Origin of the sequence: Rhodanobacter sp. OK091 (assembly GCF_900142825.1) — a bacterium.
In the GTDB taxonomy this organism is placed as follows: domain Bacteria; phylum Pseudomonadota; class Gammaproteobacteria; order Xanthomonadales; family Rhodanobacteraceae; genus Rhodanobacter.
Genome location: NZ_FRCH01000005.1, coordinates 160,671 through 173,532 on the forward strand (window position 1 = coordinate 160,671; position 12,862 = coordinate 173,532).

Below are 12,862 nucleotides of genomic sequence, written 5' to 3' on the forward strand. Positions count from 1 at the left end.
GCGCACGAATATGGTCGCAAATGGATCAGAACCGAACCTCCTGCGCTATTTTCCGAGACACTTTGGCATCGAACGATGCCACGCTGCTGCTCAGCCTCGGTCGCCATCGAGGAGCGCAGCGAGCACGATGTGCCACGGCTGCGCGAATAAACCTGGTGGCCTGATGAAGCCCGCGTCATTGCCGACGAGGCGCCTGCCAAGCAACTATTTTGTATTATAATTTCACTTGGTCAAGCCGAGGATGATTCTCGACTTTGGTTGTCGGTGAATCCATTTCGAGAGTGCCATGCCATGGTGGTGAAACCCATTACCGTGTACAACCTGCACAAACAGGTAGTCCATGAACTCGGGCGGCTGATCGTCGGCGGCGAACTCAAGCCCGGTGAAAACCTGCCGCGCGAAGAATTGCTCGCCGAGCAGATGAGCGTGAGTCGCAGCGCACTGCGCGAGGCGATCAAGGTGCTCTCCGCGAAGGGGTTGATCGAGTCGCGGCAGAAGACCGGTACCCGCGTGCGCGACGCGATCTACTGGAATCAGCTCGATGCCGATGTGCTGGGTTGGCGCTGTGCCTTGATGCCGACCGAGAGTTTCGTCGAAAAGTTGGTGGAGATGCGCGAGATCATCGAGCCGGCCGCTGCCGCCGCTGCCGCACGTCGGCGCACGTCGGCGCAGCTGGCCGCCCTGAAGGAGGCGTATGAGGCCATGGCCGCCGCAACCGACCTCGATGCCTGGGCCGTGGCCGACCTGAGCTTTCACGAACATCTGCTGCGGGCCGCCAACAACGAACTGATGTCTTCGCTGTTCTCGGTGATCGAAACGGCGCTGGGGACGTATTTTCGCCTGTCCGCGCGCAATGCCTCCAACTTCAACGTTGCCCTGCCGCAGCACCTGAAAGTCTACGAGGCGGTTCAGCGCAAGCAGCCGGAAGTGGCGCGGCAAGCGATGGTCAATTTGGTCCACGATTCGCGCAAGAACATCCGCCGTCGCGCTGGCAAACCGGCGCGTTCGTAACTGCGTTCGATCGGCTCGATCGTGTAACGAATCGAACACGCGGAAACGAACCGATCCGCAGCGTCGCCTGCGGCGGCGGAATCGGCTGGCCGCGTCAGCCTCACTCGAAGCCGGCCACGGCTGGTCCACCGCCGACTTCGGGCACGATGCATACACCGAGGATCGCGTTCCCTATCTCCAGCACGGACAACTGCTACCTCGTGTTGCCCGCGCTGGCGGGAACGGCCCTCCGCGCCTCAGCGGCGGCCGATGCGATACATCGCGGTGGCATGCGCCGCCAGCTCGATCTTGATCGAACCGTCGCCCTTGCTCTGGGCGTGCGCCCAGAGATCCCGCACGTTGTAGCTCTGGCCGGCCTTCAGGCCCAGCTCGCTGGCGGTAACGGTGACGTCATGCGCCGCATCGGTTTCATTGAACACGGCCACGGCGCGGCTGCCGTCCTTGAGCGGTTTGACGATGACATGGATGCCGCCTGTGTCGCGTATCTGATGGCCCTGGACGCCGAGTGGGTCCTGATCCACGGCAATGACTTCCTTGTTGAGCAGTATCTGCAATGCATCGGGCTTGATCGTACGCAAGTCCGTACCGATCAGCAGCGGCGCCGCCATGATCGACCACAGGCTGAAATGGCTGCGGTATTCGAGGTCGTTCATGCCGCCATTGCCCACCTCGAGCATGTCCGGATCGTTCCAGTGGCCGAGGCTTGCGTAGCTATCGAGCACCACGTTCTCCTTGAAGATCTTCAGCATCGAGGCGTAGTTGTCGCTGATATCACCGGTGGTACGCCACGAGCCGGCGTCGACCGGCGGCTTGCCGGCCCACAGCCATGGCTTGTTTTCGCCCCATTCGCACATGCTGAAGAAAATCGTCCGGCCGCTGTTGCGCAGTGCCTCGGCCATGGCCGTATAGCGCTTGTGAGCGTCGACTTTCTGGTTGTTGCAGTTGTCGTATTTGAGATAGTCCACGTCCCAGGAAGCGAAAGTCGCAGCATCGTCCTTCTCGTGACCGAGACCACCAGGAAAGCCGCGGTTTTCCTTCAATGGCTCACACGTGGAAACGCCGGCGCTCGAATACAGGCCAAACCTCAGGCCATGCTGATGGATATATTCGGCCAGCGCCTTGATGCCGCCCGGGAAACGCTTGGGATTGGGTTGCAGATGGCCGTCCTTGTCGCGCTGCCAGTTTGCCCAGCAGTCGTCGATATTGACGTAGCGGTAGCCCGCATCGCGCAAACCAAGGCTGATGAACTTGTCGGCGATGCCACGAATCATCGCCTCATCGAACTCATCGCGGCAGTGAGTGGAATTCCAGTTGTTGAAACCCATCTGCGGCAGCGCCGGCGTCGCCGCGCCCGCGCGCACTGGCGTGACGGTCGCCGCAATGGCGGCAGCGAACACGAATGAAACTGCCGCACGCAACAAGCTCGGAATGGAATCTTTCATCGGTGTTCCCCGTAGTTGTTTGAACGAAATCGGATACAGCGATCGCACCATGTCATGCGTCATGGCATCGGTACCGTGGGTGTGCCAAGCATGGGCTGTTTGCGCGTGGCGAGTACCGGCTGGCCTTCAACCAGCAAATCCATCACCACCAGCTGATTGCCGCTGGGCTTCAGCCAGACGCCAGGCACGTACAAGGTGCGTTGCGGGCCAATGCTCCAGGTCCGCCCCAACGGGTGTCCGTTGAGCCAGACGAAACCCTTGCCGAGACCCGCCGTGTCCAGGAAGGTGTCTGCGACGGCATTTCCGGAAACGGCGGCATCGAACGTGCCGCGATAGAAACACGGTGCATGCGTGCATGGGCCGCGGCTGTAGTTCAACGAGCTGCTGTCGGTGAACGGCAACGAATAGATTTGCCAATCCTGCAATGCCTTGCCCTGCAGACTGACGTACCCGATGATCCCCTTGCGTTCGGCCAGCAGCTTCTCACCGAAGTTGATGCGTCCGTCGTTCTGCACCAGCAGATCCAGCGTATCGCCCTTGACGAGCTTGAGCGACAGATGATCCTGCTTCAGCCGGCGATCGAGCGTGCCGACATGCTTACCGTTGACGTAGATCAACGCGTAGTCGTGCAGGCCATCGATGCGCAGTTCGCCGGAGGCGTCGGTCGCCATGCGCTTGCGATAAAGGATATCGCCGTACGCCTGGTCCAAGGCTTCCATGGTCTTGAGTTCATGCGATGCCATGGGTGTCGGCAATACATCCCATAGTGAGACCGCTTCATCCAGCTTGATGCCATCGATCGCCTGGGTGGCCGGCGTTGCCGGTACCGGCGGCAGCGTGGCGCCGGTTTCCTTGGCGATCGCCTGGCGCACTGCATAGTACTTGGGCGTGGGGCGTCCGCTTTCATCCAGAGGACTGTCGTAGTCGTAGCTGGTGACGTCGGGCTGGTAATTGTCGTCATCCCAGTTGGCGCCATTCATCCAGCCGAATGAGGTGCCCCCATGGAACATGTAGAAATTGACCGAATACCCTTGCTGCAGCATCCAGGTCAGTTCGCCCGCCACTTTCTTGGGATCGGCAACGTGATGCGGTGCGCCCCAATGATCGAACCAGCCCACCCAGTATTCGCCGGCCATGTAAGGGCCGGTGGATTGCCACGTATGCAGCTTGGCGAATTTCTCGCGCGCGTGACCGACGCCGAAGTTGATCACCTTGAGCAAGCCAGGCAGCGAGCCTGGCTGCTGGGCGCTGTCGGAGGTGAACAGCAGCGACGCGTCGAAGCCGCTGTCGACAATGTCGCGACGAATCTGTTGCAGGTAGGGGCTGTTGTCCTTGCCGAAGCTGCCGTATTCGTTCTCTACCTGCACCGCGATGATGTTGCCGCCATGCGTCAATTGCAGCGGCGCCAGCTCCTGGCCCAGCCGGTGCAACCAGCGCTGTGCCGGCTGCATGAACTTCGGATCGATGGTGCGCACCTTGGTGTCCGGATCCTTCAGCAGCCAGGCGGGCAGTCCGCCGAGCTCCCATTCGGAACACACGTAGGGACCCGGGCGAAGAATCACGTACAGGCCTTCCTGCTGCGCCTCGCGGATGAATTCAGCGACGTCGTTCTGGCCACTGAAATCGTAGTGGCCAGGTGTAGCCTCGTGCGCGTTCCAGAACACATAGGTGGTGATGGTATTCAGGCCCATCGCCTTGGCCATCTTCAGGCGATCATGCCAGTACTCGCGCGGGACGCGGGTGTAGTGCATCTCGCCGGAAATCACCCGGAACGGTTTGCCATCGAGCATGAAGCGGCCCTGCGCGATGGCGAGACTTCCCCCCGCCGCGGCGGGAGGAGTGGCGGGAGCCGCCGGCGCGTTGCTCGAAAGCAACGCGCCGAACAGCAAGCCCAATAGAGCGTTCCAAGAGGGTTTCATCAGAAGCTGCCTCGCACCCCCACGGTGTAGACCGTGCCATCCGCCTCGGCATACAGGAACCGGTTCCGATAGACCGAGTAGTCGTACAGGTGCTGGTGGGTCAGGTTGGTACCGGAGACGAACACCGACAGGAACCTGTTGACCGAATAGCTCGCGCTCAAGTCCACCTGGCCGTAGGCGCTGCGCGTGGCAGGATTTGCGCCGGAACCGTAGGCGATGCTTTCCAGGTATTTGCCGCGCCAGTTATAGGCCAGTCGTACCTGCACGGGACCCTTTTCGTAGTACCCGCTCAGGTTCGCCGAATCGCCGATGCCCGGCACGGCAAACTTGCCGCCCGCCGATATCTCGCTGGGCCCGAGCGATGTGCTGCTCTTCACGTGGGTGTAGTTCACGGCCATGCCCAGGCCGTCGAAGGGCGCCGGCAGGATGTTCTTGAACTGGTAGTTGAAGGTGAGCTCTTCGCCGTAGATGTTGGACGAATTCAGGTTCACCGGCTGCGTCAGCGACCAGATGAACGGCTGCCCGGTATTGGCGTTGGTCAGGAACGGGAACGGCGAGCTGATCAGCGTGCTGAAGTTGCTGACCTTTTTGTAGAACCCTTCCAGCGCCAGGTAGCTGGCATCGTTCATGTACCACTCCAGGCCCATGTCGTAGTTCCGCGAGGAATACGGCTGCAGCTGCGGGTTGCCCTGGGAAATGGTCAGCGAGTTCGGACGCGTGCCGTAGCTCTTGCTGTAGTACAGGTTGCTCAGCTCCGGCGGGGTCAAGGTCTTGGACGCCGAGAAGCGGTAGACCAGGTTGTCGAGCAGGTTCAACTTGAAGTTCAGCGACGGCAGCCATCTGTGGTAGCCACCGTTGGCCTGCTGCGGCGCCATCGGACCGTAGGTCACCTGGCCATTGCTGGTGTCGTTCGGGTCGATGGTGAGGGTCGCCGGCGGCCGGTTGATCGCGACGCTCTCGGAGGTGATGTTCAGGTAGCGCACGCCCAGGTCCAGCTGCCAGGGCATCGCGCCCAAGTTGCCGGCGAACAGGGCCTTGGCATAGAACGCCTTCTGGTTCTCCGTGACCTTGTTGAAGCTGCCGGGGTTCACCGCGGCCTTCAAGGTTCCGCCGTTTGCCGCCAGGCCCTGCAGCAGTGCCGCCCTCTTCTCCGGCGTCAGCTGGTTGTACGCCGCGGGCGACGCCAGCCATGCCAGGTACTTGTCACCGTCGTACTGGATCCACTGGCTCGGCACGCCCGGCGAGGACACGCCGTGGATCGGCGACGGCGGGGTGTAGATGTACGCGCCGATGGCGTCCGCCGGGACGGAAATCGAATAGCCGCAATAGGCATTGCAGAGGATGCCGTTGGGCGTGGTCACGTTCACCGACTTCACCGACTGGTCGGTCTTCTGGATGCCGAAGTCGAGCTCCGTAAGCATCTGCCCGTCGAAGGCTTTGCTCAGGTCCACCTTGTACTGCTTGACGTTGTTGGTGACGTTGTTCGACTGACCACCGTCGTTGCAGCAATGCGCCGTGAGGTTGCCCAGGTTATCCGGGGCCAGGATATTGCTGTAGGACGGCGGCTCGCTGTTGCCGTTGTTGGTCCAGGTGGGATTGGTACCGAAGTTCTTGGTACCGACCACGAAGAAATAGCCGTTGGGGCTCTGCTTGTTCCAGGCCTTGGAGTTGGACACGTCCACGCTGAGCTTGGTGGTCTCGTCGAAGTCGTACGCCGCGTTCAGGCCGTTCTGGAAACTTTTCTCGTAGCTGGGAATTCTCGACACGACGTAGTCGTTCGCCATCACGTTGGGGCCTTCGCCCTTGCGCACGAACTGCGTCACCGTGCCGTTGGCGTCGGTGGTAAGGGACTGGATGTCGCCCGTGTTGCCGTATTCGCCGAACTCGTGTTCCTGCTTGTCCACTTTGTAGCTGGAATACAGGGTATCGAGCTGGAGGGTCAGCTTGTCGGTCGGCTTCCAGTCGACCGCCGTGCTGAAGCCCTTGCGCGTCCGCGTCTCGTCCAGGATGTTGCTGGCGAGCGTCTCGGGAACGGCGACGTTCGTGTAGTTGGGATTGGCCAGACCCGACAGCTGGGAAATGTTCTGGTTGGTGTACCAGGAGTTGGCCTGGGTGTTGATCTGGGTGTCCTTGCGCTTGTAGTACATCGCCGAGGCGATGACGCCAAACGTGTGATCGCTGTTCGTCCAGCCGCCCAGCGCCGATGCCTTGGGCGTGGTTTTGCCTTGCCAGTCGCCGGTCAGGTTGCTGTTGACGCCGGCCGCGCTCCATGCACCGTGAAAACCGCTGAAATCCAGGGGCCGTGCGGTCTGGATGTCCACGACGCCGCCAATATCGACCTCAGGGATGTTGGCCGATGAGGTCTTGTTGACCTGGGCGACGTTGATGATCTCCGAAGGCAAGACGTCGAAGTTGAAGGCGCGCGAGCCGGATGCGGTGGCCATCTGCCGGCCGTTGACGGTGACGGCGACGAAGTCAGGGCCGAAGCCACGCACGGCAATCTGGCTGGACTCGCCACCACTGCGATCGACCGACACGCCCGGTACGCGCTGCAGGGCATCGGCGACATTCGGATCGGGAAATTTTCCTGCCTCTTCCGCGGAAACCGAATCCACCACATTGACGGCATCCCGCTTGATGGCCTGTGCCCGCTGGATCGCCGCCAGCTGGCCGGTCACCTGCACCTCATTCAGCAGGGTCGCGGTTTTGTGGTCGGCTTTTTTCTTGGCACTCTCGCCGGACTTGTCCTGATCCGACGGCGTCGATGCCGGAGCGCTGGCTGTCGGTGTGGCTGTGCTGGTCTGCGCGTGCCCTTGCGCGCTGTAACCGATCAGGCAGACGGCGCCTATTGCAGCCAGTGCCTGGTGCACCGAAATCGCCATTTTGGTTCGTTGCATGGATTGCTCCTTGAATGTGGAATGCCTTGAATGGAATGCTCGTCAACCCCCGGCACGATGGCTGCGGGACGTCATGCGACGCTTCGCCAGCCATTCATGCGATGTCACACCTGCTTCGTTGGCCCGATTCCTCAGGCGGCACGCAGCCGTTCCAAAGTTCTTCGCCCGTGACATCCCGAAGCGATCCGACAGGCCCTCGCTGTCGCGTTCTCATTCCATCCGTGAATTCGTATTGTCTTATTATTGGATAATACTATTCATGAGCGGGTCGGCAAGTTGCGCCGCAGCATCGACGCCGGGGCGGGCAGGATGGGCGTCTGCACAGCCTTCACGAGGCCTGAGGCCGATGGCGCGGCGCAGCCTACGGGAGTTACGGCGAACGGAAAGGACGCGAAGATTTTCAGGCTAAGCCGCAAGCTGAGCCGCACGAATTGACGAGCGCGGGCGCACTGATCGAACGGAGCGCCTGGACGCGGGCTCCTCGGCACTGAACACGAAGCCCTCGTCGAAGTGAGGATGGCTGACACGCTGGCCGAGTTTCAGCGGCAGCGATTCTTCTTCAGCGGCCGAGGCGCCGGCAAAGCGGCCGGCCTAGATAGGAAGGCTGACCTGCACGCGGGGCGTATTTCGTCGATCAATTCGGCAGGCATTTCGCCGAGGAAGTGCGAGGGGCGCACCAGCATTTCGGCGCTATGCATACGCAGCACGCTCCTCGGCGAGAAGCTGGCGCGCGGCATCGTCCATCTGCGGATCGTGGATCATCCCGATGTTCTTCGTGTGCTGCTCGATCACCACGCCGATCTCGGCGACGATGCTGGGCATACACCGAAACAGGGGTCAAAGTCGACCTTCTAAAAAGTGCACTCTGAGATGGCCCGGGTTTCGCCGCCGGAGCAAGCGATCAGAGCACGGACGGTGCCGCACTGCTGCAGCGTCAGATTAGGCTGGCTTTGGAGCACCAACGGCGAGCTAGCAACCCGCATGCGATGCCCACTGTGGCTATGACGAACGAGAACGCGGCGAGCATCGCGATCGAAGCATAGGTGTTCGGGTGAAGCGTGTCCGGTAGGCCGAGAAGCCGCTTCGCCAGGTGGGTCGCCGGTATACAAGCCCAGACCGCGAACGCCACGAGCCACCCCAGCCGCCCCCAGAAGAGACCGGCTGCGACCGCCGCGGCGAACAGCATGGCCACGATGACGATCGGGCTAACCTCGCCATCGGAGATAACGTTGTCCACTGCGGAGATGATCGCCCCCACGGCGAGACCGGCGATCAACCGCACCCGCCATGTTCCCCAGGCTGATCTCGCCATCGCCGTAGCCTCCGCCGCCTAATGCACGAACTCAGCTGCCGGCCGGACGCTACGAAGCGGCGACTGGACGGTCGGCTGGAGTGACTTGTTGGGCCCGATGGGATGCATGCGACTTACTTGCCTTCGGGAGGCTGCCACAGTTCTACCTTATTACCCTCAGGGTCCATGACCCAGCCAAACTTGCCGTACTCCGATTCCTCGGTTTTCTCCAAGACCCCACACTCTTCATCACGGAGCGCGGCCAAGAGTCCATGCAGGTCGGACACCCGGTAGTTGACCATGAATGATGCGGTGCTTGGGGCAAAGCTCTCACCATCTCCAACCATCCAAGCGGTTGTCCCGGCAGTGGGATGGCCTGAATCATCCACCCAACGAAACTTCGCGCCGCCCCATACTTGAACGTCAATGCCAAGGTGCTTTTTGTACCAAGCCCGCAGCATCGCCGGATCCTTTGCTTTGAGGAAGATGCCACCGATGCCTGTGACTCTGGTCATGGTTTTTTGTCCTATGTGATTGCCTGAAGGGTCGGTTGAACTCCGCTGTGAACCGCTGACGCTTTTCCATCGAACACCTCCGTCCAAGGATTGTCCTTGCTTTGTGGTGTCCGAGAAATCAGGGACCGTCCACCTGATCATGTTGACGGTCGCGGGCGGGAAACAGCGGAACACAGGTTGGCTTCGAAGCCGTCGCTCTGAAAGGTCGCGATCGTCGGCATCTGCGTTGTATGCGGACAGAACACGGATCGAGCTGACCCCTGTTTTAAGTGGATCAGAGTTTTCCTAACCTATTTTGAAATTTTTATAACCTTTTGGCCAAAGAACGCAATCTTCTGCGCCCGCAAAATCACGATATGCCGCTCGGATATCGGGCCAATAAACATCATTTTCAAGAAGCGCTCTTATCTCAGCAAAGACGCCTTCTGGGTCATTGGTAAGAATGAAAATATTAGCCTCTCCAGCACCAATATCGTGACCATCGACATCATTGTTATTGGATAAATTTTCAATCAAAGACTCTTCGATGGATATTATCGAATCGCAGTCAATGGAATAGGACGGCCATTGCAGAATAAGTTGATATTTCATTGTACGTAGGGTGGCGGCAATAAGCCATTATTGCCTTGTTTTTGAATATAAAATTTTTGCCCTTCTTCGGAACCAATGGGCAAGGTTTCGCGCGATAAGGGGACGCCATTTCGCCCCCAAAGTCCCAGCTAGGGATTGCACCCTGGCGAAAACAGGCCACGTTGTCCGCGCAATGCGAAACCACCACGGGCACCACCCACCCGTGAATTACCGAATGACAAGACTCCACGCGAGCGCGAGTAAGTGAAGCTGGTTCCCGTGTGGTAGAGCCTAGACGACGAACAAGTTACACGAATGGCGTCGCCTTCAGGCTCGCCGATTCTTTTGCAGGACAAGCCACGGTACTGCCATTGCTTCATAGGCATGGACTTGGGAATGACGATATCTAACGGACCAGCGAGGCAAAAGAAAACTTCGTTTCCGCAATCTTCGTAAGAGGCAGAAAAATCGCCAGGCATAGCATCAACGCGCGCGTCGCGTTTGTCCTGGATACCGACGTCACGAGTGACGCGATTGACTACCACAGCTCTGTTGTCGCCTGCATTTATCGCATCGTAGATATAGCCGTTGCACTTCTCAGTACCGTGCGCATTAGGAACTGGGAATGCGACCAAGGAGATAACAGCTGCTACGCAGAACACATTTAGTCGCATGACCTATTTGCCTCCATCGTAGAGTGTATTACCGGCTTTATTGTATGGGTCACGATGAATGATTTCGAATCTGGCGGGATTGGTTCGATATATATCGTACAACTTGTTTTCGCGTGGAAGCATATGTATGCCTTCATGCACAAATGTTCGAGCCAAGTCTGGAATTATGTTTGACGTACCGCCACTACGGTCGGTAGTTATCGCATTCTTGAAAATCGTGGTCAGTGGTTGGTAATTGAGGCGATAGTTGCTGGTTGCTGCCAGCCCTCCGCCCAGGGTTGACGCCCGTCCTGTCGAAGATTCCGAACTCGTGACGACTATGGCGCTGACAAGCGCGCGTGCAACGTCACCAGCGTTCGCCTTGAAGGATACGCCTTGCACAGTTACTACCACGGTTGCATTGGGATGCGAGTTCAATGTGTTGACGGCATCTGTGTAAGCCTTATTCGTATCCTTGATCTGTTGATCATTGAACTTTTTGCCGTCGTTTTTGTCCACGTGACATTCGTAAAGCTTTGACGATTCTGATTTCGTACAGGTCGTTCCATCAGGGTCCGTGTTGACAATCGGATTATTGTTGACGTAGGCGAATCGATTGAATTTAAAAGGATCACCTTCACTCGGCTCCACCGGATCCACACTCAAAAATCTCCCCACCGCCGGATCGTAATACCGCGCCTGCATATACACCAACCCAGTATCCGGATCGTTCACATGCCCGGTATACCCCGGCCCATTCGGCGCCGGGCTCAGGCTCGCCACCGCTGTGCCATACGGCGCGTAGTCGTACGTGGCGACGATGGTGCCGCTGGCATCGGCCTTGGCCAGCACGGTGCCTTGCGGATCGGTGTAGTAGTAGTGGTGCGTGCCGGCATGAGCCACCGCCACCGCCGCCCACAGGACTATTGCCGCGAGGATTCGCGTCAACTTGGTCATGGGCAACTCCTTGTGCTGACGGACGGTTTCGCGATCAAAACATGTCTCCTTGAACTGTGATGTAGCTGTATGCGCTCCATGCCGAGCAACCGCAGAAGTTACAAGCCTTGACGCGGAACGACGCCAGGCCACTGAAAAATTCGTCACTGCAATTGCAAGTACTCCCAAGCCGAACACCCCGCGTTGTTACATGCCCTGAGCTCGACGCCGTACGGCAGCTCGTAGCCGACAGGGCCGCTTCCCAATGGATACGAAGTCGCCGTTCCGCTATAGAAAACGAACGAGGAATCCGTCCGCATGAGTTCGTAACGCGTTGCATTGCCGACCGGATCCCATTGGCCGAGATAGCTTTCGCTCTTGGGTGCTACGGTATCGATCATGATCGGATTGGTGGGCGGCACAGGTACCAGGGCGACACTGATGCTGCCAACCCCGCTCCACGGCCCACAACCACCCCCATTGCACGCCTGCACCTGGTAGCCGTAGGTGCCATCGCTCCTTCCGCTCGTGCTCCAGCTCGTATTGCCGTTGGCCTGCACCGTGGTCCAGGCACCGCCGTTGACCTGTTCACGCAGCGTATAGCTCGTCGCTGCCGAGACCGCCCCCCAACTCACTGTGTAGCTGCCGTTGTTACTGCTCGCCGGCACACTCAAGCTCGGCGCACTGGCCGGCGGCAGCGTCACGGCCACCGCACCACTGGTGGCGTAGCCATTGCAGCCGCTGGCATTGCAGGCATAGGCCCGGAAACTGTAGCTACCGGACGAGCCTGCCGTCACGGTCGTACTGGTGGCGCTGTTGGCATACACCTGCGCCCATGCCCCGCCATTGATGCTCTGATCCAAACCGTAGATGGTCGCCGTGGCGCTGGCGGCCCAGCTGATGGCAATCGGGCCATTGCTGGTCACCGGCACGGTGATGCTGGCTGGCACAGGAGGTACCAGCAATACCGTGGTGCTTGCCACCGCGCTCCAGGGTCCGCAGCCGCCCACATTGCACGCCTGCACGTGATAGCCGTACGTGCCATTGCCTCTTCCACTGGTGCCCCAACTCGTGTTGCCGTTGGTCTGCACCGTGGTCCAGCCGCCGCCGTTCACCTGCTCCTGCAAGGTGTAGCTGGTGGCGCCACTGACACCGCCCCAGCTCACCGTGTAACTGCCGTTAGTGCTGCTGGCCGGCACGCTCAGGCTCGGCGCACTCGCCGGCGGGACCGTGACCGCTACCGGGTTGCTTGCGGTGTAAGCGCTACAGCCGCTGCTGTTACATGCTTGAACCCTCAAGGTGTAGCTACCCGTGGCAGCTTCATTCAACGTCGTGCCATTGGCTGCATTGCTATAGACGGTTGTCCAACCTCCGCCATTGACGCTTTGCTGCAAGGTGTAGCTGGTAGCCGTTGCTGAAGCAGCCCAGGTCACGGTGAAGCTCCCGCTACTGCTCGCCGGCACGCTGATGCTGGCCGGCGCCGGCGGCGGCAGCAGCACGGTGGTATTCCCCACCGCACTCCACGGTCCGCAACCCCCCACATTGCACGCTTGCACGTGGTAGCCGTACGTCCCGTTGCCGCGGCCGCTGGTGCTCCAGCTGGTCAGGCCGTTGGTCTGCACGGTGCT

9 protein-coding genes and 1 pseudogene are annotated in these 12,862 nt (G+C 59.8%); 1 reads left to right on the forward strand and 9 read right to left on the reverse strand.

What is annotated here, in order from left to right; genetic code table 11:
• Positions 1-291 precede the first annotated feature (291 nt).
• The gene (locus BUA26_RS18730; protein ID WP_072762403.1) at positions 292-1,011 is read left to right on the forward strand and encodes a FadR/GntR family transcriptional regulator; all 720 of its coding nucleotides are present in this window, start codon (positions 292-294) and stop codon (positions 1,009-1,011) included.
• A gap of 236 nt (positions 1,012-1,247) precedes the next feature.
• Here BUA26_RS18730 and BUA26_RS18735 read toward each other — a convergent pair whose 3' ends face one another.
• The 9 genes and pseudogenes from BUA26_RS18735 to BUA26_RS20505 all read right to left on the reverse strand — a co-directional run.
• Positions 1,248-2,453 carry an alpha-galactosidase gene (locus BUA26_RS18735; protein WP_072762437.1) on the reverse strand — a complete coding sequence of 402 codons (1,206 nt, stop codon included), beginning with the start codon at positions 2,451-2,453 and terminating at the stop codon, positions 1,248-1,250.
• Positions 2,454-2,512: 59 nt separating this feature from the next.
• Positions 2,513-4,372, reverse strand: a complete 1,860-nt coding sequence (locus BUA26_RS18740) for a glycoside hydrolase family 35 protein (protein WP_072762404.1) — start codon at positions 4,370-4,372, stop codon at positions 2,513-2,515.
• Entirely contained in the window at positions 4,372-7,269 is a 2,898-nt protein-coding gene (locus BUA26_RS18745; RefSeq protein ID WP_083573091.1) for a TonB-dependent receptor, read from the reverse strand. The genes BUA26_RS18740 and BUA26_RS18745 overlap by 1 nt, the downstream gene beginning before the upstream one ends.
• 696 nt (positions 7,270-7,965) lie before the next feature.
• Positions 7,966-8,091: pseudogene (locus BUA26_RS20645) on the reverse strand (NrdJb); the annotation flags it as partial.
• Positions 8,092-8,203: 112 nt separating this feature from the next.
• Complete coding sequence (locus BUA26_RS18755; protein WP_072762407.1) at positions 8,204-8,581, reverse strand: hypothetical protein; 378 nt, start codon at positions 8,579-8,581, stop codon at positions 8,204-8,206.
• 113 nt (positions 8,582-8,694) lie between these two features.
• A complete protein-coding gene (locus tag BUA26_RS18760) occupies positions 8,695-9,075 on the reverse strand; it encodes a VOC family protein (RefSeq protein ID WP_072762408.1) in 381 nt (126 codons plus the stop codon).
• 285 nt (positions 9,076-9,360) lie between these two features.
• Entirely contained in the window at positions 9,361-9,666 is a 306-nt protein-coding gene (locus BUA26_RS20285; protein WP_072762409.1) for a hypothetical protein, read from the reverse strand.
• Between the two features lie 656 nt (positions 9,667-10,322).
• Positions 10,323-11,255: an RHS repeat-associated core domain-containing protein gene (locus BUA26_RS18770; protein WP_072762410.1), complete on the reverse strand. Its 933-nt coding sequence runs from the start codon at positions 11,253-11,255 to the stop codon at positions 10,323-10,325.
• 143 nt (positions 11,256-11,398) lie between these two features.
• On the reverse strand, positions 11,399-12,862 hold a 1,464-nt coding region (locus BUA26_RS20505; RefSeq protein WP_178368634.1), incomplete at its 5' end, for a chitinase N-terminal domain-containing protein.